Raw genomic sequence first — 20,959 nt, 5'->3', positions numbered from 1 at the left:
AGATGCCCGTCATACAGAACAAATTGTGCTGAGCAACAATGTGTTTGCGCCTGATGTGGGCAGTCGACGTGCGCGGGTCCAGTGCGGTCTGCCTGCCGCCGAGGCGGACCGCGCGGGCGTGCTTGCCGACACGGCACCGTCGGTGGCCCGGTTGTTCCTGGACCGCGTGGCCGCGACGCCCGGGGCCGAGGCGTTCCGCTTTCTCGATGACGGACACTGGAAGAGTGTCACGTGGCAGCAGGTCGGTGACCGCGCCCGCCGCATCACCGCCGGGTTGATCGCATTGAACATCGCGCCCCAGGAGCGCGTCGCACTGGCATCGTCGACGCGTTACGAGTGGGTGCTGGTTGACTTCTCGGTGCTGTGCGCCGGGGCGGCCACCACGACGCTCTACCCCACCACGAACGCGCGCGACGTCGCCTTCATCGTCGCCAACTCAGGAAGTCGCTTGGTCATTGCCGAAGACCAGGCGCAAGTCGACAAGGTGCTTTCGTATCGCGCTGAGTTACCCGAGCTGGAGAAGGTGGTGATCATCGGCGGCGAGGGTGACGGTGATCTGGTGATCAGCCTGGCCGAGCTCGAGGCGCTCGGCGAACGACTACTTGCCCAGTCTCCCGACGTCGTCCAGCGTCGGGTCGACAACATCCATCCCCACCACCTGGCCAGCATCATCTACACCTCCGGCACTACGGGCCGCCCGAAGGGCGTGCTCCTCCCGCACCGGGCGTGGGTCTACACAGCCGCGGCGATCGATGCGCTCGACATCCTCCGAGCCGACGACCTGAACTACCTGTGGCTGCCGTTGGCGCACGCCTTCGGCAAGGTCATGTTGGCGCTGCCGTTGATGATCGGCTACTCGACGGCAATCGACGGCCGGGTCGACAAGATCGTCGACAACCTCGCGGTCGTGCATCCGACGTTCATGGCGGCCGCACCGCGGATCTTCGAGAAGGCTTACGCACGCATCCAAGCGATGATGGTCGAGAAAGGTGGGCTCAAAAAGCGCATCTTTGACTGGGCGATCGCGGTGGGAGTCAAGGCGTCTCGGGCAAGGGAAGCCGGCAGCCGACTGTCGCCGCTGCTGTCGATTGAGCACGCGATCGCCGACCGATTGGTGTTCTCGGTCATCCGGAAACGCTTCGGCGGGCGACTACGGTTCTTCGTCTCGGCTGCCGCGCCGCTGAACCGCGACATCGCTCAGTGGTTCGACGCCGTGGGCATCATCGTGCTCGAAGGATACGGCCTTACCGAGACGGCGGCGGCGTCATTCATCAACCGTCCCAACGCCTACCGGTTCGGAACTGTCGGGCTGCCCTTCCCGGGCACGGAGGTGAAGATAGCCGACGACGGCGAGATCCTCGTGCGCAGTCCCGGCGTGATGACCGGCTATCACAACCTCGAACAGGCCACGGCCGAAGCGCTCGATCAGGCGGGCTGGCTCTACACCGGCGACATCGGTGCCATCGACGACGACGGCTTCCTCCGTATCACCGACCGCAAGAAGGATCTCTTCAAGACCTCGCAGGGCAAGTACGTGGCACCGTCGGCGATCTCGGCCGCCTTCAAGGCGATCTGTCCGTACGCCAGCGAGATGATTGTGTTGGGCAATGCGCGCCCATATTGCGTTGCGCTGGTCAGCCTGGACGGCGACGCGATCACTGACTGGGCGGCACACAACGGCCTGGCGAGCATGTCCTTCATCGAGATCGCACGCCACGACTCTACGCGGGAACTGATCGGTGGCTATGTCACCGAACTCAACGCGCAGTTGAATCGATGGGAGCAGATCAAGAAGTTCGCCATTTTGGAACGGGAACTGTCGATAGCCGCAGGTGACCTCACGCCCAGCCTCAAGGCCAAGCGAAACGTCATCGTGAAGAATTCCGCCGACGTCATCGCCGGTCTGTACGGGGAGCGCCCGATGGATTCCTAGGGGCGAGCTGAAATGAGGTCTCACTGCCCGTCGGACAAGATCATCCTTGGCCAAGGGATGTGTTGTACGACCATTGGCTGCCGGGGCCTACCGAAGCAGAGGACACGCAGAAACCACCACCACAGGCACCAACGTCGCCCCTGGGGGCTTGGTCGGTAGTGGCCGACCTCGGCGGTCCATAGCGTGGACAAAGGTAACGAAACCAGTTGAAGGGATCCGCGATATGGAGGTCCAGACAGTAGAGTCGCAGCACGCGACATCTCACTCGAGGACGCAGCCCGCGCGATCACTCCAAGGCCGGCCGCTTCGGTCTGGGCCATTAGCGTGAATCCCGGGATACACTGCGAGGTAACAGATGAAAGCAGACATCGATACCCTGCTCCGGCGCTACGGCCACGACGGAACGCGGCTGATCGACATTCTGTGGGATGTTCAGCATCTGTACGGCCACCTCCCCAACGACGTCTTGCCGCAGCTCGCGGCCGGGTTGAACCGGTCTCTTCTCGACATCGTGGAGACCGCGTCCTTCTATCACTTCTTCCGTAGCGAGCCGTCGGGGCGGCACCAGATCTACTTGAGCAACACAGTGATTGCCAAGATGAACGGCTATCAGGAGGTCTACGACGCGCTCGAGCGCGAGACCGGCGTCAGATTCGGAGAAACCGACGCGGCGGGGATGTTCGGCCTGTTCGAAACGCCGTGCATCGGTCTCAGCGATCAGGAACCCGCGATGATGATCGACAGCGTGGTGTTCACGCGACTGACGCCGGATACCGTCGCAACCATCATTGCGCAGTTGAAGACGGGGAAGGTCGCCGCCGAGATCGCTAACCCCGCGGGGCTACCCGATGACGACATCGCCTACGTCGACGCTCTGGTGGAGTCCAATGTCCACACGCGGGGGCCGGTGTTCTTCCGCGGTGAGCCGGATTACCAGACCGTGCTCAAGAACTGCCTCTCCCGTACTCCCGACGAGACGATCAGCGCAGTCCTCGAATCCGGGCTACGGGGGTACGGCGGTGCGGGGTTCCGAACCGGGCTCAAGTGGCAGCTGTGCCGGGCCGCGCCGGGCGACGAGAAGTACGTCATCTGCAACGCCGACGAGGGTGAACCCGGCACCTTCAAGGACCGGGCGCTGCTGACCCGATCACCTCTCGACGTTTTCATGGGGATGGTCGTCGCGGCCTACGCGATCGGCAGTTCTCACGGGATCGTCTACCTCCGTGCCGAATACGTCTACCTGAAGCGGTATCTGGAAAGCCAGCTTCGGCGGCTCCGGGATGACGGCCTGCTCGGCTCCAGTGTCGGTGGCCGCACGGGATTCGATTTCGACATCCGTATCCAGATGGGTGCCGGCTCCTATGTCTGCGGTGAAGAGTCGGCGTTGATCGAGTCCTGCGAAGGCAAACGGGGTACGCCCCGGCTGAAACCACCCTTCCCTGTCCAGCAGGGGTACCTCGGCAAACCGACCAGCGTCAACAACGTCGAGACCCTGGCTGCGGTAACCCGCGTCATCGAGGAAGGCGCGCAGTGGTTCCGCCGCATGGGCACCCCGGACTCGGCGGGTGCACGCCTGTTGAGTGTCGCCGGCGACTGCGACCGTCCCGGTGTCTACGAGGTCGAATGGGGTATCACGCTCGATGAGGTGCTGATGATGGTCGGCGCGCACGATGCCCACGCCGTGCAGATCAGTGGCCCATCGGGGGAGTGCCTGTCGGTGGCCGTGGACGGCAGACGCCGCATCGCCTACGAAGACATCCCGTGCAATGGCGCCGTGACCATCTTCAACGCCACCCGTGACCTCCTGGACAGCGTCAGGGACTACACGAAGTTCTTCGCCGACGAATCCTGCGGCATTTGCGTTCCGTGCCGAGCAGGCACAGTCGACCTACACGACAAACTGCGACTTGTCACGGTCGGCGCGGCGAACCAGGAGGACCTGGACGACCTGGCCGGTTGGGGTGCGGTGGTCAAGAGCGCCAGTCGATGTGGCCTCGGGGTCACCGCAGCCAATCCCATTCTGACGACCATGGAGAAGTTCCCCGAGATCTATCGAAAACGGTTGCGCGCTCAGGAGCAGGCCCTCCTGCCGTCGTTCGATCTGGATGCCGCGCTGGCCGGGTACGACCACGCAGTGACCGAACTCGAGGACGGGACGACATGACCATCCGCATCGAGATCGATGGACACCCGGTGTCGACCGACGAGGGCGAAATCCTGGTCGATGTTGCCGCTGAGGCCGGTGTGTACATCCCTACGCTGTGCTATCTCAAGGGGAAACCGTGCCTCGGGACCTGCCGGGTGTGTTCGGTGAAGGTGAACGGCGCCGTGGTCGCGGCGTGCACGGTTCGCGTCTCGGACGGGATGCACGTCGAGGTCGACGAGCCGGAGACGACTGACATCCGAAAGGCAGTGGTGGAACTACTTTTCGCCGAAGGCAACCACAATTGCCCGAGTTGCGAGAAGAGCGGTCGTTGCACGCTACAGGCCGTCGGCTACGAGGTGGACATGCTGGTCTCACGTTTCCCGTATCGCTTCCCGCAACGAGAACGGGACCACGCGTCGGAGAACATCTGGCTGGAGCGAGATCGTTGCATCTTCTGCCAACGCTGTGTGGAATTCGTCCGCGACGAAACCACCGGGGAGAAGATCTTCAGCATCAGAGGCCGAGGCAGCGAGTCCCGGATCGAGGTCGATACCGAACGTGCGAACGCGATGCCCGCCGAGCAGGTCCGCTATGCCGTCGAGATCTGCCCTGTCGGTGCCATCCTCGCGAAGCGGGTTGGATTCGACGTTCCGATCGGCCGTCGAAAGTACGAAGTCCGCACCGCCCGTGCACGGGCGCTGGACCCGTCAGACGGATCTGGTGCACCGTGACAGAAGAAATCGCATCACACGAAATGCCCTCAACACCAACGGATCCAGCGCCGTCAGCGGCCCGGGATGGCAAGATCAATGTGGCCATGATCGGATTGTGTGGCTGCTGGGGATGCACGCTGTCGTTCCTCGATATGGACGAGCGGATCGTTCCGCTCTTGACGAAGATCACCATCCACCGGTCCTCCCTCACCGACATCAAGCGAATCACGCAGCGATGCGCCATTGGCTTCATCGAGGGCGGTGTTGCGAACGAGGAGAACATCGAAACGCTGCGACACTTTCGGGACAACTGCGACATCCTGATCTCCGTGGGTGCCTGCGCCGTCTGGGGTGGCGTCCCAGCGATGCGCAACGTCTTCGAACTGAAGGACTGTCTGTCCGAGGCGTACATCAATTCGCCCACCGCGGTACCGGGGGCGGAACCCGTCATCCCCTCCCATCCCGATATTCCCCGACTCACCACCAAGGTTTACCCCTGCCACGAAGTGGTCAAGATGGACTACTTCATTCCCGGCTGTCCGCCGGACGCTGATGCGATCCTGACGGTGCTCGAGGATCTCATCAGTGGTCGTCCCGTTGCGCTGCCCCGCTCGCTCAACCACTACGACTGATCACGGAGACTAGGTGTGAGCAAAAAGCTGATCATCGACCCCGTGACCCGGATCGAGGGCCACGGCAAGGTCACCGTCCATCTCGACGACGACGACAACGTCGTTGACGCCAGACTGCACGTCGTCGAGTTCCGCGGATTCGAGAAATTCGTTCAGGGCCACCCATTCTGGGAGGCGCCGATGCTGATGCAGCGCATCTGCGGAATCTGCTTTGTCAGCCACCATCTCTGTGGCGCAAAGGCGCTCGACGACATGGTCGGCGTCGGGGCGAACGCGGGAGTCGGGATCACGCGGACTGCGGAGAAGATTCGCCGGCTCGGCCATTACGCGCAGATGTTGCAGTCGCATGCGACGGCATACTTCTATCTGGTCGTTCCCGAGATGATGTTCGGGTTGGACGCCCCGCCCGAACAGCGGAACCTGCAAGGCCTCATCCAAGCCGATCCGGCTTTGATGAGGCGAGTGATCATGCTGCGCAAGTGGGGGCAAGAGGTCATCAAGACGGTCTTCGGCCGAAGAATGCACGGCATCAGCTCGGTGCCGGGAGGCGTGCACAAGAGCCTGAGCAAGGCCGAATGCAACCGTCTGCTGAATGGCGAGGAGGGGCTACCGTCGATCGACGAGATCATCGACTACGCGCAGGACGGTCTTCGCCTCTTCTACGAATTCCACGACAAGAACCGAAGCGCGGTGGACGGCTTCGCCAACGTCCCTGCCCTGAATATGTCTCTTGTCGGCGCCGACGGCAACGTGGATTACTACCACGGGATACTACGCATCGTCGACGGGGACAAGAACGTCGTCCGGGAATTCGACTATCACGACTACCTCGACCACTTTTCGGAAGCGGTCGAAGACTGGACGTACATGAAGTTCCCCTTCCTCAAAGATTTTGGCAGGGAGGACGGTTCGGTCAGGGTAGGACCGCTCGGGCGAATGAATGTCACCACGTCACTGTCGACGCCGCGTGCTCAGGAGGCCTTGGAGCGCTTCCATGCGTACACCGGCGGATCCGCGAACAACATGACCTTGCACACCAATTGGGCACGGACCATCGAAGTGCTTTACGCCGCGGAATTGATTGAGGAGCTGCTGCGCGACCCCGATCTACAAAAGGCGGACCTGCTCGTGACGCCCTCTGCCGACGCGTGGGTCGGTGAGGGCATAGGTGTCGTCGAAGCTCCGCGCGGCACATTGCTTCACCACTACCGTGCCGGTCCAGAAGGTGACGTCACTTTTGCGAACCTGATCGTGGCAACCACGCACAACAATCAGGTGATCAATCGGACGGTGCAGTCCGTAGCCGAGAAGTATCTGCAGGGACGCGGTGAGATCTCTGAAGCCATGATGAACGCCATCGAGGTGGGAATTCGCGCATACGATCCATGTCTGAGCTGTGCTACGCACGCCTTCGGGCAGATGCCGCTGATCGTCACCGTCTGTGATGCCGCGGGAAACGTGATCAACGAGCGTGTTCGCTCGGAGACCGGTTCATGAGACTCGACGACTTCGACAACGGCTCATGCCTGGTCTATGGCATCGGCAACGTAGGTCGACAGGATGACGGCTTGGGCTGGGCGTTTGTCGATTGGCTTGAGGCGCAGAGTCTCTGCCCGAGCGCAGAGTTGCAGTGCGGCTATCAGCTGTTGCTCGAGGACGCCGAACTGATCAGCACCAAGGAGCGTGTGCTGTTCATCGACGCCACGAAGGATGCGACGGTGGACTCGTTCACATTGGAGCGCGCGGCACCGCGGATGGACTTCAGCTTCACATCGCACGCCATCTCGATTCCGGCGATCATGGCGACCTGTCAGCAGTGTTTCGGCCGCCTGCCGATTGTGCACGTGCTGGCGATCCGAGGGTATGAGTTCGGACTCGAACTAGGTTTGACGCCCGCGGCGAACCAGAACCTGAATGACGCGACAGCTCATTTTTCCGGCTTGTCGGCCTCGGCCCCCCGACGCTCGAAGAGATGAACCCCCTCAGTCCTCAAGGTATGTGACTTTTGGCCGCTTTCATTAGAACGCGTGTTGGGTAGCGTCATCACCATGACCACACCGTCGCAACCGATCGCCATCCTGCCGGAGAGCGAGTGCTGGAAGCTGATATCCAGCGCCGCGCTGGGACGGCTTGTCACGACAGTCGACGGTCAGCCCGAGATATTTCCGGTCAACTTCGTCGTCCAGAACCGAACGGTGTTGTTTCGCACAGCCGAGGGCACCAAGCTGATCAGCACCGCGATCAACCGCAACGTGCTGTTCGAGGTCGATGACCACGACGCCCACGAAGGGTGGAGTGTGATCGTGAAGGGCCTTGCGCAATCGCTGCGTACCGACGCCGAGATCGACGAAGCCGAACGCGCGCAACTACTCCCGTGGACGGCCACGGTCAAACAGCATTACGTGCGCATCCGCCCGCTGAGCGTCACCGGCCGACGGTTCACCTTCGGGTCCGAGCCGGACCGCGAATTCACTATTGCCTGAGCCACCGGGCAAACTAGCCAGACGGCGGACCTAGACGACGCCGTGCAGATCGTCGCTTGCCCGGGTCGCCGACGCCAGCCTTGATTCGCCGGCCTGAACTTGCTGCTGAGCCCGCCGCTTGATGCCGCGCAAGATGCCCCGGGTCACGAAAGCCGTCACCGGTCCCAAGAGTTCGGTGACCAGCACCTGGCTCGGAAGACGCAACGGCGTCCGAATCCGGATGAGAAGGCGGCAGCGATCCTCCCAATGCGGAATGACGTGGAATGACCACACCACGTTCCAGTTTGGGCTCATCGAACCTCGCAACACGATGGATTTCTGGGCCTCTTGATCGTTGACCTCGACCACCTCGAGCGCGAATCCGTCACGTAGACCCATCCAGCCCCGTGGAACAAGCCTGACGGTGTCGCCCGGCTCGAGATGTTGCCATTCGGGATGAATGCGGTCGGCGGTTACGTAATGCAGCCCGGCGAGGTTTTCCAATGTCTCGAACGTGTACAGCCCGCCGCGGTCTTGACCCATCTGCACCAGCCACGGCCACACCGCGCTGGCCGGGGCATCTATCCACACCGCTTCTGTACTCCGCACGACGGGCCCGAAGATGTGCGCATCGCCGTCGAGGTACATCTGGCTTTCTTCCTTGGTGGTGCCCCAGTTGCGGTAGTACCTCCGCGCCGCGTAGAGCAACGTCAATGCCCCGGCGAGGCGCAGTCCGTTCGTGATCATGGCCCAACGATGCGCTGCGCAGTCGCGACGCGACTAGGGCCGGTAGTCCCTGATCTGGTCGACGTTTCGCCCGTCGAGGTACCGGGCGCCGAACGGCCCGCTGAGCGGGGACTTCGGTCCCTACCCGACGCCCACGTGCGGTGGTCGTATGCAGATGTGCACTGAAGGAGATGACTGCGATGACCGGGGAACATTCAGATCACGTTGTGAAGAACTGGACAGTCGAGGTGACGATCGACGAGCACATGGGGCTCACCCGAGCCAAGGCGAGGTTGCGCTGGCGCGAAAAGGAAGAGGTGGGAATCGGCACGGCGAGGCTGAATCCGGAGGACCGCGACATCGCTGAGATCGGTGACGAGTTGGCCGTCGGCCGCGCGCTGGCGGACCTGGGGAAGCGGTTGATGGCGGTGTCCGCTCAAGACATCGAGCGCGTCACCGGACAGCCCGCGACTTTGTTGCCCTGACGAGTATTGAGGACGGGAGAGCAGAAATGGTCCGGACCTCGGAGACATTGAGAAGCCAACCCAGGCGTGTCTTCCGCGATCGTCGTGAAGCGGGTCGGGTACTGGCCGACTTGCTCGGCGCATACCGGGGGCGCGAAAACGTGATCGTGCTGGGGCTGCCCCGCGGCGGCATACCCGTCGCATGGGAAGTGGCGGCGGCCTTGGGCGCCCCTCTTGATGCTTTCGTCGTGCGCAAGCTGGGTGCGCCAGGCCATGAGGAGTTCGCCGTCGGCGCTCTGGCCAGCGGCGGGCGGGTGGTCGTCAACGACGACGTGCTCCGAGCATTACGGGTGACGCCGCAACAGCTGCGCGATGTCGCCGAACGCGAAGGGCGAGAGCTCATCCGGCGTGAGACCGCCTACCGCGGCGGCCGGCCGCCGCTGGACCTGGCGGGCAAGACCGTGATCCTCGTCGACGACGGTCTTGCGACAGGCGCCAGCATGCTCGCCGCGGTCCAGGCGCTCCGCGAGATGGACCCCGCCGAAATCGTGATCGCGGTGCCGGCAGCACCTGAATCGACGTGCCGTGAGTTCGCGGCGATCGTCGACGACGTCGTCTGCGCCTCGATGCCCACTCCGTTCCTTGCGGTCGGCGAGTCGTTCTGGGATTTCCGTCAGGTGAGCGACCAAGAAGTGCGGGACCTACTCGCCACCCCGACAACCGGTTTCGCCACCGCCGCCATCCGCATCGAGGAGAGTCCCGCCGAAGCGATCGAGCGTGTTGCCGTTGACGCGCCGGGCGGCGTTCCGTCTCCCGAAGTGCTCGAAGAGATCATCGGGGACGCCCACATCGTGCTCATCGGTGAAAGCTCTCACGGCACCCACGAGTTCTACCGGGCGCGCGCCGAGATCACCAAGTGGCTGATCGAAGAGAAGGGTTTCGTCGGTGTCGCCGCCGAGGCCGACTGGCCCGACGCCTATCGGGTCAACCGCTACGTCCACGGACTGAGCGAGGACCAATCCGCGGACGAGGCATTGAGTGGCTTTGAGAGATTTCCCGCGTGGATGTGGCGTAACACCGTGGTGCGTGATTTCGTCGACTGGCTGTACGACCACAACCAGCGAACCCGAACCGTCGGGAGACGCCAGGCGGGTTTCTACGGACTCGACCTCTACAGCCTGCATCGGTCGATACAAGAAGTGATCGCATATCTCGACAAAGTCGACCCGCGGGCAGCCGCGCGGGCGAGGACCAGATACGCCTGCTTCGATCACGTATCGGCCGACGACGGACAGGCATACGGATTCGCCGCAGCGTTCGGCGCCGGGTTGTCGTGCGAGCGCGAAGCCGTCGAGCAACTGGTCGAGATGCAGCGCACCGCAGCGGAGTATGCGCGACGTGACGGACTTCTGGCCGAGGACGAGGCGTTCTATGCCCAGCAGAACGCGCAGACCGTGAGGGACGCCGAGGCCTACTACCGGGCGATGTTCAGCGGCAGGGTCACCTCCTGGAATCTGCGGGACCGGCACATGGCCCAGACCCTGCAGGCCCTGATGGCGCATCTGAGCCGCCATGGCGACCAGCATTCCGCCCGAATCGTGGTGTGGGCTCACAACTCTCACATCGGCGACGCCAGGGCCACCGAGGTGGGCGGCGACGGGCAGCTCACACTGGGCCAGCTCGTACGTGAGCGGTACGGGCAGGACTGCCGGCTGGTCGGCTTCACCACGTATTCGGGCACCGTCACCGCCGCCAGCGAATGGGGTGGAGTCGCCGAACGCAAGATCGTCAGACCCGCCCTGAACGGCAGTGTCGAGGAACTGTTTCATGAGACGGGGCGGTCCGAGTTCTTGGTGTCGCCGGCTGTCAGCCGTGCCGCGGCGGATCCGTTGGACACGGTCCGGTTGGGCCGGGCCATCGGCGTCATCTATCTGCCCCAGACCGAAAGGCAGAGCCATTACTACCATGTTCGCCCCGGCGAACAGTTCGACGCGATCATCCACATCGATCGAACGCGGGCGCTGGAGCCACTCGAGACGACCAGCCTGTGGGACGCCGGTGAAGCGCCCGAGACGTACCCAACGGGGTTGTAGGACGACGGTCAGACTCTGTTCAGAATCGGTATAGCGCGGCGCCGGCTGTGACTCCGGCGCCCGCCGCGACGACAAGCATCACGCCCGTCTCACCAATGCTTTTGGCGGCGCGGTCGAAGGCCGAGGCCAGTGCGGCCGTGTGCATTCCCGCATCGGCGCCGACGGTGATGGCTCCGGCATCCACACCCAATTGTTTCGCCAATGCCGCTTGGAAGCCGGGTCGCGCCGGTGCGGCGGCAATGGCGTCGACGTCATCGATCGTGAGTCCCGATTCGTGCAGGCATTCGCCGATGGCCAGCGCCGCGGCCTTTGCATAGTGTGCGTCGACCGATGCCGTTTCCTGGAACCGCAGCATGTTTCGGTGGCCGTTCTGCATGCCGACAGTGGCGGAGAACACGTCGCTGTGCTCGGGCAGATTCTTCCAGTAGGTGCGTCCGAGCCCGCGCCCATGGGTCGTCCGCGAACACAGCAGCGACGCTCCGGCGGGTGTGAACGGAAAATCCTTGCTCTGTCGGTGCCCGGGATCGGCATCGCTGGCGACTACCAGGGCGCAATCGACGGCGCGCGAGTTGAGAAACCCGTCGACGATCTGCAAGGCCGTCAGGATTCCGCATGTTCCATTCGCGACGTCGAAGGAAAATGTGCCGTGAGCGTTTTCGTGCGGTTCCTCCGGGTTGGCACCGATGTCTTGTTGGATCAACGCCGCGAGTGCGGGCTCGGCCAAATTTCGGTCGCGATAGATTCCTGCGTTGACCAACAGGTCGACCTCGTCGGCGGTCCGTCCGGCTTCGCGGAGGCAGTCCCCGGCTGACTTCACCGCGAGTTGCAGAGCGCTGTGGCGGGTGCGCCATCCGCGCTCGACGATGGCGACCCGATCAATCAGCATGCCCATGACGACCCACCATTTCCTCGTCCAACGTCAGCAGGATGATGCCGATCTCCAACCCTGAAGCCAGCGCGATCAGCGCAATTGTTTCTCCGGGCTTGATGTTTCCGGCCTCCAGCTCCTCGATGAGGGCGACGGTGTGAGTGGTCGAAGCGGTGTTGCCGTATCGATCGACGGTGATCACGGCATCGTGCTGCGGGGTGTCGCCGAATTCGGCGGAGATCTTCGTCATGCCCTTGCGTATCGCGCGAGCGGAGGTTTGGTGCGTGATCACGTGGTCGATGTCGTGTATCGAGATGCCCACCGTGTCAAGCACTTCGTGCAGCAGCACCGGGGTGTTCGACATCGCTGCCTTGTGGATCCCCCGAGCGTCGGTGAACATCCGCGCGGCGGGTTCATCGTCCGTCGGATACGCGAGACACAGTCTGCTGTACTGAGCCACGGTCGTGAATCCCGCGAAATCGATGCCCGCGGTGCCGGGTGCGGCTCGCTCGAGAAGCAAGGCCGCCCCGGCGTCGCCGAGGGTCAGCGAGGCGAGCTCCTTGCTCATGATGGTGCGGATATGACGCGCGGCGTTCTGGCCCAACTGAGAAATGTATTCGCCGCTGACCACGAGGGCGCGTTCGATGAAACCTTGGCGGATCCAATTGTTGGCCACGGCTACTCCGGTCAACATGCCCGCGCACGCGTTGGAGAGATCGAACGTCAACGCGTTCTCGGCACCTATCGCGCGGGCCACTGCGCCGCTCATCGTCGGTTCGAGACATTGCGTGAAGTCGCTGCGAAGCTTGGTGATGCTGCAGTTGATCACCGCGTCGACCGACCCGGCGTCCCGTTGCGCGTTGTCGAGGCACTTCACCGCTGCCGCGGTCGCCAGGCTGTATGAGTCCTCGTCGCCCACCGACACGCGGCGCTCGCGGATCCCCGTCAACCGTTCGAGATCGATGTGGGTGCGGTGCCGGGTCACCGACATCAGCTCGTCGGTGGCAAGGCGAGTCGTCGGCAGATGCCGTCCCGCGCCGGCGAGTCGGGTGCGGAACGGCGCGTCCCGCGTCCCGGCTTCCATGACCAGCCAGTGCTCGTGTGCCATCACCCGATGATGTGCCTCTGCGCGTCGGCGATGTAGAGCGCAATTGGCATCGATGATGGGGACCTTCGGCCCTTCGCCGTGTGCGTACGCATTTCTAGCGTCGGCGTATGGGCAAACAGCGCCGGTGGCTGGCCGCATTGATGGCTGTGGTCGGCATCATCACGATGTACCGAGCCGGCGTGCGGCCCCGGATCTACACGTGGGGTGCTGACGACGATGAAGTCGCGGCCACCTTGCCGGGAGATGAATTCGTGGCGCCGGGGACCATACGCACGACGCGGGCACTGACCATCGACGCGCCCCTGCAGGCCGTCTGGCCGTGGATAGCGCAAATTGGTGAAGACCGCGGTGGCTTCTACAGCTATTGGCCGTTGGAACGGGCCGTTGGCTCACACATCACCAACGCGGACACCATCCACCCCGAGTGGCAGGACGTCCGCGTCGGCGACAGCGTCTGGCTCGCCCGGCGGTACGGCGACGCGGCCAGGCAGGTGGTTGCGGCCGTCGAGCAGGATTCACACCTGGTGTTGGTGTCACCGGCCGATTTCGGGCGCCTGCAGCGCGGCGAGAAGGCCTCGGGTGCATGGGCGTTCTGTCTTCGTCGACAGAACGCGTGGACCCGTCTGCTCGTTCGGGGCAGTGGCGGAGTTTGCGGACATCCGGTTTTCGATATCGCTCATTTCGTGATGGAGCAGAAGATGATGCGGGGCATCCGCGACCGTGCCCAACGCCTGCGTCAAGACCACGTCACGGTCGATATGTCGCAGGACCTCCGCGAAGGAGACAAGGCCGCACAGGGCAGCTGACTTCAACGTGAGCTGGAAAAACCGCCCAGCCTCGTCCATTGGCTTCCGGAATCGCCGACATTAAGCCGACATTAAGCGAGCCCGGTGAGACGATGAGGCGGTGACCGATGGGCCGGGGGCGAGCGCTGAGCCACGCGCGCCGCGGGTGCGTGAAACCCTTTCGGGGTTGCGGCTGCGGGAGCTGCTCACAGAGGTACAGGAGCGCGTCGAGCAGATTGTCGAAGGTCGAGACCGCCTCGACGGTCTGGTCGAGGCGATGCTGGTCGTCACTTCGGGTCTCGAACTCGATGAGACCCTGAAGACGATCGTGCACACGGCTATCGAGCTCGTCGATGCCCAGTACGGCGCCCTCGGCGTACGTGGCCACGACCACGAATTGGTCGAGTTCATCTATGAAGGCATCGACGAGCAGACGCGTGAGTTGATCGGCCACCTACCGGAGGGCCGTGGCGTACTCGGGGTGCTGATCGACGATCCGAAACCGATTCGCCTGGACAACATTTCCCACCACGCGTCGTCGGTCGGATTCCCCCCGAACCATCCGCCCATGCGAACGTTCCTCGGCGTACCGGTGCGCACTCGCGACGAGGTGTTCGGAAACCTGTACCTGACGGAGAAGGCGGACGGGCTGCCGTTCAGCGAGGACGACGAGGTATTGGTCCAAGCGCTGGCGGCCGCGGCGGGCATCGCAATCGACAACGCCCGGCTCTACGAACAGTCCAGGACCAGACAGTCGTGGATCGAGGCGACCCGCGATATCGGAACCGAGCTCTTGGCGGGGACCGATCCCGCCACGGTGTTCCGGATGGTCGCCGACGAGTCTCGGCATCTCAGCGGTGCCCAGTTGACGCTGGTCGCCGTTCCAGCTGACGCGGATCTGCCCGTCACCGAGACGACCGAGCTCGTCGTCGCCGCGATCTCTGGGGACGGCACTGGGGAGTCGCTGCAATCCGTACCGGTGGAGGGAACACCGATCGGAGAGGCATTCCGCCAGCGCATACCCGGCCGGTTCGACCGTATCGTGCTGGATGCGACGGAGACTGGTCCGGCGCTGGTGCTACCCTTGCGCGCCAGCGACGAAGTTGCCGGCGTGCTGGTCGCGCTGCGACCGGTCGGGGCGCCGCGGTTCAGTTCCGACCAGTTCGACATGATGACTGCCTTCGCCGACCAGGCCGCTCTGGCCTGGCAGCTGGCCAGCGCACAGCGCCAGATGCGGGAGCTGAGCATCCTTAGCGACCGCGATCGCATCGCCCGTGACCTGCACGATCACGTCATCCAGCGGCTGTTCGCAGTCGGCCTCGCGCTGCAGGGCACCATCCCGCGGGCGCGGGCGCCGGAAGTGCAGCAGCGACTGATGGAATCCGTCGACGACCTGCAACAGGTGATTCAGGACATCCGGACGGCGATCTTCGACCTGCACGGGTCGTCATCCGGAGTGACCCGGCTACGCCAGCGGCTCGACGAAGCCGTCGCCCAGTTCGCCACCGCAGGAATTCGCACCACTGTGCAATACACGGGACCGCTTTCGGTGGTCGACGCGACGCTCGCCGACCACGCCGAAGCCGTTGTCCGAGAAGCTGTGAGCAACGCCGTCCGGCACGCTCAGGCCGCCTCGATCGCGGTCAGCGTCGGGGTCGGGGACGACTTGACCATCGAGGTCACCGACAACGGCTGCGGCATCGAGGGGGAGATCACCGGAAGCGGGCTGAGGAACCTGCGCAAGCGCGCCGAAGAGGTGGGCGGGTCGTTCATCGTCGAACCGATGCCGACCGGTGGCACCAAGTTGACGTGGAGTGCGCCGCTGCCGTGACCGGCGGTACCTGCCCAACCACTCAAACCACCCCCGCAAAGCCCGCCAACTGGGTTTAATTGTCGCGTGCGTCAGACCCATAGGCTGTTCGGAGCGGGCAGTTAGTACTGCAAACGGACACCCGCAGTTCGGCACCTCTGGTGAAGCGCACAGCAGCCCAGGCTTGCGTACTGGGGAATCGTCGTCTCCGAGTGCTGGGGGAACCAACGTTTGACCGTGAGGGTGGATCGCGCGACGGGGGCCGGCGCAGCGGATGGCGTGGAAGTCGATCGACTTCCCGACATCGACGCGGGCGCCACCAGCAACGGCGCAGACGTCGCCGATCTCGTGGTGACCTTCAGCCCGAACCGGGACACGGATGAGGATCAGCAAGACACTTCGACGGGCCGTCGACTCCCCACGGTCCTGAGCAGGCCGCTGCGGTACGGGCTTGCCAAGTCCGATTCCTCGCTGCAGACGTTGGGCCGCTTCTTCGACTTGGCCTCGCAGGCGTTCCGCTACCTGGTCGTGGATCTGATCCGGTTGCGCCACCCATGGCGGGACACCATCAATCAGGCCTGGTTCATCATCAGCGTGACGGCGATACCCGCGTTGCTGGTGTCGATTCCGTTCGGGGTCATCGTGGCGGTGCAGGTCGGCAGTTTCATCCAGCAGGTCGGCGCCTCGTCGATCTCGGGTGCCGCCGGGGGACTGGGGGTCATCCGGCAGGGCGCCCCGATGGTGGCCGCCCTTCTGTTGGGCGGTGCGGCCGGTTCGGCGGTGGCCACCGACCTCGGCTCCCGCACCATTCGTGAGGAGGTCGATGCGCTGCGCGTCATGGGCGTCGACCCGGTGCAGCGGCTGGTCGCCCCGCGGGTGGCGGCGATGGTGCTCGTGGCGCCGGTGTTGTGCGCCTTCATCATCTTCATGGGGCTGGCGGCGGGCTACGCGATCAATGTCGGCTTCCAGTCCGGCACTCCCGGCAGTTACATCGCCTCGTTCGCGTCCTTCGCCAGCGTCGGCGACGTCGTGGTCGCCATGCTCAAGACCTGGCTTTTCGGCATGGTCGTGATCCTCGTGGCCTGTCAGCGCGGGCTCGAGGCCAAAGGCGGGGCGCGCGGCGTCGCGGATGCGGTGAACGCCTCCGTCGTCATCGGCGTGGTCGCGGTGTTCATCCTCAACCTGATCATCACGCAGGGCGTCTCGATGTCCATGCCGCTGAGGGTGGGCTGAGCCGATGGCCCGGGTATCGCAGCCGTCACGACATCTGCCCCGCATCCTGCGGGCCCCGTGGTGGATCATCGGCCAAGGTGACTCACTTCTGCAGCGCCTCGGTCACCAGCTCTCGTTCTTGACCCAGGTGATCGCCGCGATACCGCACACATTGCGGCACTACCGTCACCAAACCGGGGTGCTGCTGGTGGACGTGATGTGGGGCAACGGGTCGCTCATCGTCGGTGGCGGCACCATCGGCGTCCTGGTGCTCATGGGGGCGGCTGTCGGCGGTGCGGTGGGAATCGAAGGGTACGGGGCCCTCGACATGGTCGGCATGGGCCCGTTGACCGGTTTCGTATCCGCCTATGCGAACACCCGTGAGATGGCACCGATGATCGCGGGCATCGGGTTCGGCGCGCAGGCCGGGTGCCGGATGACCGCCGAGATCGGCGCCATGAGGATCAACGAGGAAATCGACGCACTGGAAGCCCTCGGTATCCGGTCGATCCCATTCGTGGTGACCACCCGCGTCCTCGCCGGCATGGTGACCATCGTTCCGCTGTACATCGTGACCCTGGTGTTGAGCTATGTGTCGTGCTCACTGGTGGTCAACGTGCTGCACGGACAATCGTCGGGCACCTACAACCACTACTTCAGCTCGTTCATCCAGCCGTCCGACGTGGTGTTCTCGGTGCTGAAGGCGGCCATCTTCGTCACGCTGATCATCGTCATCCACGCGTATCACGGTTACTACGCCTCCGGTGGTCCCGAAGGTGTCGGCCGAGCCTCCGGCCGTGCGATCCGGGCCAGCATCGTCACCGTCGTTGCCGTCGATATGGTCCTGACGCTGTTGTTCTGGGGCAACAGCGCAGGCATTCGGATCTCGGGGTAGCGGATGCCGCTCTCTTTCAATCCACCGCCATCTGCCGATCAAGGCGTACGCGCGCTCAGTTCGCGCTCGCTGCGGATTCGCGGCCTGATCGCCGCGGTGATCCTGGGTGTCGCGGGCACTGTGCTCTTTCAGCTGGGCACCGGCGGCCTCGCCGACACGTTCAAACTGACCGTGCTTGCCGACACGCTGGGCGAGGGGCTGACGCCGGGGGCGGAGGTGAAGTTCCGCGGATTGACCATCGGATCGGTGGAGAGCCTGCAGACGATCGGATACAACAAGCAGAAGATCACGCTGGAGCTCGAGCCGCGGCAGGCGGCGGTCCTGACCGCCGATACGACGGCGAATTTCATGTCCTCCAACACTTTCGGCCTCGCCGCCGTCGAATTGGTGAGCAGCGGGACCGGACCGCGGTTGCGCCCCAACCAGACGCTGATGGTCGACACCAGTGCGCGGTCCACGTCCATCACCGGACTGCTGCGTGAAGGCCAGAAGTTCGGCGACATCATCGATTCGCCCGACGTCGACCACATCATCGAGGTGGTGCGGCGGCACTCCGACCTCACGCACCCGGTGACCCGGTCCTATTTCGACCTGATCAAGATGCTGTCCGACTCGCAGAGAGTTCCCTTCTCGCAGTCGCTTTCGGTGTTCGCTTCGGTGATCAACGGTGTCAGCGACTCGGTGCCGCTCATCGGGCTGGCCTACGACCTGCTCAACGGGATGGAGTTTCTCGCCCACCCCGACGGGGTCGAGCGAATGAACACGATCATGGAGCAGACCACAAAGCTGCTCTTCGATGCCACCGAGATTCTCGCGAAGAACATGTCGTGGCTCGTCCCGATTATCGACGCGATGACGAGCGTGCTGTTGCCGATGTCGTACTTCCAGGGCAGCTTCGCGCCGGCCTATGACCGGCTTTCGGGCCTGCTTGACCGCACCAGCGCGGCGTTTCCGATCGTCGACGGCAAGGTTCGCATGCAACTCGAACTGACGCTGGACACCATGCCGGGGTTGGCGGCGGCGCTGCCCTTGCCCGAAACCATCCCCCAAGGCGGCGGCCGATGAGAAGTGTCGCCAAATCCGTGACGTGGTTGACGATCTTCACCGCGATCGCCGCCGTCTGCACACTCGTCGTACTGACCGCGTTACGCAGTCCCGTCAGTGGAAAGCTTTCGCGCTACACCGCCGAGTTCTCCGATGTGTCAGGGCTTTACGTCGGTGACGACGTGCGCATCTCCGGAGTCCAGGTAGGCAAGGTCGAGGCGGTCCGCCTCGACGGCCGGATCGCCAAGGTGGATTTCACGGCACAATCAGATCACCCACTGTTCACCAACACCGTTGCCGCCGTGCGCTATCAGACGCTGATCGGGCAGCGCTATGTGGAACTCGTCCAGCCGGCCGAGCCCGACAGCCGGTTGACCGACAGCGGCACGATCCCACTGGGCCAGACGATTCCGTCATTCGACGTCGCCAAGTTGTTCAACGGTTTTCAGCCGATATTCCAAACCCTTGATCCCGCCCAGTTCAATCTCCTTGGTGAAAACCTGCTGCGGCTGATTCAAGGTGATGAATCCGGCATCGGCCCTTTCCTTCATCACCTCGACCTCATCGCGAAGTTGGCGGTAGACCGTCAGGCGGTCATCACCGTCATGATCCGCAATCTCAGTGCGATCTCTCAAGATCTGGGCGGCAAGTCGCAGCAACTGTTCAACCTCATCACCCAGCTCAACAATGCGCTGGCGAGGTTCGCCTCCGTGGGCGAGCAGTTCAATGTCGCGCTGGACACCCAGCTGCCCGGGCTGCGAACCATGACCCATCTCCTTCAGTACACCGAGCGCACCTTCGACGGCACGACGGTTCCGCTGTACGACCTCGTCAGCCGCATGTGGCCGCAGACCCCGACGATCATCGCGGGTCTCTCCTTGGCGCCGTCGTTGATCCAGGGGATGCGCAACTGGCTGGTGGATGCGCAGCCTGCCGAGCCGACCTTCGTCTGCTCGAACGGAGAGGTCACCTTGCCGGGGATCGGCTTGGTGTCGTTCGCGAATCAGAACTTGGTGGTGTGTCGATGACGTGGCGTAACCGACTCACCACCTTGCGCGCAGGGCTGCGCGGGCGGCGCGGGGTGCTCGACGAACGTGCCGCCGCCTCGCGCCATCGTCGGCACGGCGTCATCGGGGTCCTCGTCATCGTTGTGTCGTTGGCCGTCACCGCGATGGCCTACCTCAATCCGACGGGTCATACGACCTATACCGCGCACATGGCCAACTCGGCCGGAGTGCGCGTCGACGATCAGGTGCGCATCGCCGGCATACCCGTCGGCAAGGTCACCAGTGTTCGACTCGACGGTGCGGTCGTCGAGATGAAGTTCGACGTCGAGCGTTCGGTGATGGTCGGCTCGGACTCCACCCTGGACGTCAAACTGCTGACCCCGCTGGGCGGCCATTACATATCGCTCGATCCGAAGGGGGCTATGCCGCTGGGGCGCAAGGTCATTCCGGCAAGCCGTGTAACGCTGCCGTTCGAGGTCAACGACATCATCCAGGCGGCCACACCGGTGATCAAAGAGGTGGACGGCGACGTCATCCACGACACCTTCACCGAGGTCGCGAACGCGGCCAACAAGTATCCCGACGCGGTGCGTGACCTCATCTCGTCGGCGAATGCTCTGACCACCTCGATGAGCGCGTCCACCGGCGACTTCCACCGCAGTCTCGACTTCGTCAACGACGGCCTGCGCGCCGTGGTCGCCGACCGCGCGCAGCTCATGATGCTCGTCGAGCAGTTCGCCACGCTCGGTCGGATGTACACCACGAGGGCGGTGGATATCGTCGAGTTCTTTAGCCTGCTCAAGGAATTGGCCCGCGTTCTCGACCGCGTCGCGGTGTTCTACGGTCGGGAGGTCGCACCGATCGCCGAGGGCCTCGAAGACATCACCGACACGCTTGCCGCCCACCCGGAACGGTGGGGGATGGCCCTCGACGGCCTGGGTCAGACCCTCAACATCGTGGTGCCGATGCTCAGCGGCAACGGGGTTGTCTTCGACAAGAGCGACGTGCGACTGGCTCCCGGGCAGGACCTGTGCCTGCCCAACATCATGAGGTACTGCTGA

The 20,959-nt window shown here is 63.8% G+C and carries 19 protein-coding genes; 16 read left to right on the top strand and 3 right to left on the bottom strand.

Going from position 1 to position 20,959, the window contains the following annotated elements; genetic code table 11:
* The first annotated feature begins 88 nt into the window (after positions 1 to 88).
* The 7 genes from H7J93_RS14360 (at position 89) to H7J93_RS14330 (ending at position 7,907) form a co-directional block, all read left to right on the top strand.
* Positions 89 to 1,933: an AMP-dependent synthetase/ligase gene (locus H7J93_RS14360; protein ID WP_267307011.1), complete on the top strand. Its 1,845-nt coding sequence runs from the start codon at positions 89 to 91 to the stop codon at positions 1,931 to 1,933.
* A 355-nt stretch (positions 1,934 to 2,288) separates the two neighbouring features.
* Positions 2,289 to 4,097, top strand: a complete 1,809-nt coding sequence (locus tag H7J93_RS14355; protein ID WP_267306932.1) for an NAD(P)H-dependent oxidoreductase subunit E — start codon at positions 2,289 to 2,291, stop codon at positions 4,095 to 4,097.
* Positions 4,094 to 4,810: a 2Fe-2S iron-sulfur cluster-binding protein gene (locus tag H7J93_RS14350; protein ID WP_267306931.1), complete on the top strand. Its 717-nt coding sequence runs from the start codon at positions 4,094 to 4,096 to the stop codon at positions 4,808 to 4,810. The genes H7J93_RS14355 and H7J93_RS14350 overlap by 4 nt, the downstream gene beginning before the upstream one ends.
* Positions 4,811 to 4,896: 86 nt before the next feature.
* Positions 4,897 to 5,424 carry an NADH-quinone oxidoreductase subunit B family protein gene (locus tag H7J93_RS14345; protein ID WP_267306930.1) on the top strand — a complete coding sequence of 176 codons (528 nt, stop codon included), beginning with the start codon at positions 4,897 to 4,899 and terminating at the stop codon, positions 5,422 to 5,424.
* 15 nt (positions 5,425 to 5,439) lie between these two features.
* Positions 5,440 to 6,921, top strand: coding sequence for a Ni/Fe hydrogenase subunit alpha (locus H7J93_RS14340; protein ID WP_267306929.1), 1,482 nt, complete (start codon positions 5,440 to 5,442; stop codon positions 6,919 to 6,921).
* Positions 6,918 to 7,400, top strand: a complete 483-nt coding sequence (locus tag H7J93_RS14335; protein WP_267306928.1) for a hydrogenase maturation protease — start codon at positions 6,918 to 6,920, stop codon at positions 7,398 to 7,400. Before H7J93_RS14340 ends, H7J93_RS14335 begins: the two co-directional genes overlap by 4 nt.
* Before the next feature lie 72 nt (positions 7,401 to 7,472).
* A complete protein-coding gene (locus H7J93_RS14330; RefSeq protein ID WP_267306927.1) occupies positions 7,473 to 7,907 on the top strand; it encodes a pyridoxamine 5'-phosphate oxidase family protein in 435 nt (144 codons plus the stop codon).
* A 30-nt stretch (positions 7,908 to 7,937) separates the two neighbouring features.
* Here the strand turns inward: H7J93_RS14330 and H7J93_RS14325 are convergent, their stop codons facing one another.
* Positions 7,938 to 8,633 (bottom strand): C2 domain-containing protein, encoded by a 696-nt coding sequence (locus H7J93_RS14325; RefSeq protein ID WP_267306926.1) that lies wholly within the window; start codon positions 8,631 to 8,633, stop codon positions 7,938 to 7,940.
* A 179-nt stretch (positions 8,634 to 8,812) separates the two neighbouring features.
* Here H7J93_RS14325 and H7J93_RS14320 point away from each other — a divergent pair, with 179 nt between their 5' ends.
* Both H7J93_RS14320 and H7J93_RS14315 read left to right on the top strand, forming a co-directional pair.
* The gene (locus H7J93_RS14320) at positions 8,813 to 9,097 is read left to right on the top strand and encodes a DUF1876 domain-containing protein (RefSeq protein ID WP_267306925.1); all 285 of its coding nucleotides are present in this window, start codon (positions 8,813 to 8,815) and stop codon (positions 9,095 to 9,097) included.
* A gap of 26 nt (positions 9,098 to 9,123) precedes the next feature.
* On the top strand, positions 9,124 to 11,169 hold the full coding sequence (locus H7J93_RS14315) for an erythromycin esterase family protein (protein WP_267306924.1): 2,046 nt from the start codon (positions 9,124 to 9,126) through the stop codon (positions 11,167 to 11,169).
* Between the two features lie 19 nt (positions 11,170 to 11,188).
* Here the strand turns inward: H7J93_RS14315 and H7J93_RS14310 are convergent, their stop codons facing one another.
* Both H7J93_RS14310 and H7J93_RS14305 read right to left on the bottom strand, forming a co-directional pair.
* Positions 11,189 to 12,061 carry a beta-ketoacyl-[acyl-carrier-protein] synthase family protein gene (locus H7J93_RS14310; RefSeq protein ID WP_267306923.1) on the bottom strand — a complete coding sequence of 291 codons (873 nt, stop codon included), beginning with the start codon at positions 12,059 to 12,061 and terminating at the stop codon, positions 11,189 to 11,191.
* Positions 12,045 to 13,145, bottom strand: coding sequence for a 3-oxoacyl-ACP synthase III family protein (locus H7J93_RS14305; protein WP_267306922.1), 1,101 nt, complete (start codon positions 13,143 to 13,145; stop codon positions 12,045 to 12,047). The genes H7J93_RS14310 and H7J93_RS14305 overlap by 17 nt, the downstream gene beginning before the upstream one ends.
* Before the next feature lie 107 nt (positions 13,146 to 13,252).
* Between H7J93_RS14305 and H7J93_RS14300 the strand changes: the two genes are divergently transcribed.
* The 7 genes from H7J93_RS14300 (at position 13,253) to H7J93_RS14270 (ending at position 20,959) form a co-directional block, all read left to right on the top strand.
* A complete protein-coding gene (locus H7J93_RS14300; protein WP_267306921.1) occupies positions 13,253 to 13,951 on the top strand; it encodes a hypothetical protein in 699 nt (232 codons plus the stop codon).
* Between the two features lie 100 nt (positions 13,952 to 14,051).
* A complete protein-coding gene (locus tag H7J93_RS14295; protein WP_267306920.1) occupies positions 14,052 to 15,761 on the top strand; it encodes a sensor histidine kinase in 1,710 nt (569 codons plus the stop codon).
* A gap of 405 nt (positions 15,762 to 16,166) precedes the next feature.
* Positions 16,167 to 16,973, top strand: a complete 807-nt coding sequence (locus tag H7J93_RS14290; RefSeq protein WP_276021989.1) for an MlaE family ABC transporter permease — start codon at positions 16,167 to 16,169, stop codon at positions 16,971 to 16,973.
* 4 nt (positions 16,974 to 16,977) lie between these two features.
* Complete coding sequence (locus H7J93_RS14285; RefSeq protein ID WP_267306919.1) at positions 16,978 to 17,847, top strand: MlaE family ABC transporter permease; 870 nt, start codon at positions 16,978 to 16,980, stop codon at positions 17,845 to 17,847.
* 3 nt (positions 17,848 to 17,850) lie between these two features.
* Positions 17,851 to 18,912: an MlaD family protein gene (locus H7J93_RS14280; protein WP_267306918.1), complete on the top strand. Its 1,062-nt coding sequence runs from the start codon at positions 17,851 to 17,853 to the stop codon at positions 18,910 to 18,912.
* Positions 18,909 to 19,919 (top strand): MlaD family protein, encoded by a 1,011-nt coding sequence (locus H7J93_RS14275; RefSeq protein ID WP_267306917.1) that lies wholly within the window; start codon positions 18,909 to 18,911, stop codon positions 19,917 to 19,919. Before H7J93_RS14280 ends, H7J93_RS14275 begins: the two co-directional genes overlap by 4 nt.
* Positions 19,916 to 20,959 carry an MlaD family protein gene (locus H7J93_RS14270; RefSeq protein ID WP_267306916.1) on the top strand — a complete coding sequence of 348 codons (1,044 nt, stop codon included), beginning with the start codon at positions 19,916 to 19,918 and terminating at the stop codon, positions 20,957 to 20,959. Before H7J93_RS14275 ends, H7J93_RS14270 begins: the two co-directional genes overlap by 4 nt.

It is taken from the genome of Mycobacterium barrassiae (genome assembly GCF_025822765.1).
GTDB classification, from domain to species: domain Bacteria; phylum Actinomycetota; class Actinomycetes; order Mycobacteriales; family Mycobacteriaceae; genus Mycobacterium; species Mycobacterium barrassiae.
Note: the sequence above shows the minus strand (reverse complement) of the source record. Positions and strands in the feature narration are given on the sequence as shown.

Excerpts from the sequence above, each read along its gene's own strand:
- H7J93_RS14355 (WP_267306932.1), top strand. The coding sequence starts at position 2,289 with ATGAAAGCAGACATCGATACCCTGCTCCGGCGCTACGGCCACGACGGA.
- H7J93_RS14350 (WP_267306931.1), top strand. The coding sequence starts at position 4,094 with ATGACCATCCGCATCGAGATCGATGGACACCCGGTGTCGACCGACGAG.
- H7J93_RS14345 (WP_267306930.1), top strand. The coding sequence starts at position 4,897 with ATGATCGGATTGTGTGGCTGCTGGGGATGCACGCTGTCGTTCCTCGAT.
- H7J93_RS14335 (WP_267306928.1), top strand. The coding sequence starts at position 6,918 with ATGAGACTCGACGACTTCGACAACGGCTCATGCCTGGTCTATGGCATC.
- H7J93_RS14330 (WP_267306927.1), top strand. The coding sequence starts at position 7,473 with ATGACCACACCGTCGCAACCGATCGCCATCCTGCCGGAGAGCGAGTGC.
- H7J93_RS14325 (WP_267306926.1), bottom strand. The coding sequence starts at position 8,633 with ATGATCACGAACGGACTGCGCCTCGCCGGGGCATTGACGTTGCTCTAC.
- H7J93_RS14320 (WP_267306925.1), top strand. The coding sequence starts at position 8,813 with ATGACCGGGGAACATTCAGATCACGTTGTGAAGAACTGGACAGTCGAG.
- H7J93_RS14315 (WP_267306924.1), top strand. The coding sequence starts at position 9,124 with ATGGTCCGGACCTCGGAGACATTGAGAAGCCAACCCAGGCGTGTCTTC.
- H7J93_RS14310 (WP_267306923.1), bottom strand. The coding sequence starts at position 12,061 with ATGGGCATGCTGATTGATCGGGTCGCCATCGTCGAGCGCGGATGGCGC.
- H7J93_RS14305 (WP_267306922.1), bottom strand. The coding sequence starts at position 13,145 with ATGGCACACGAGCACTGGCTGGTCATGGAAGCCGGGACGCGGGACGCG.
- H7J93_RS14300 (WP_267306921.1), top strand. The coding sequence starts at position 13,253 with ATGGGCAAACAGCGCCGGTGGCTGGCCGCATTGATGGCTGTGGTCGGC.
- H7J93_RS14285 (WP_267306919.1), top strand. The coding sequence starts at position 16,978 with ATGGCCCGGGTATCGCAGCCGTCACGACATCTGCCCCGCATCCTGCGG.
- H7J93_RS14280 (WP_267306918.1), top strand. The coding sequence starts at position 17,851 with ATGCCGCTCTCTTTCAATCCACCGCCATCTGCCGATCAAGGCGTACGC.
- H7J93_RS14275 (WP_267306917.1), top strand. The coding sequence starts at position 18,909 with ATGAGAAGTGTCGCCAAATCCGTGACGTGGTTGACGATCTTCACCGCG.
- H7J93_RS14270 (WP_267306916.1), top strand. The coding sequence starts at position 19,916 with ATGACGTGGCGTAACCGACTCACCACCTTGCGCGCAGGGCTGCGCGGG.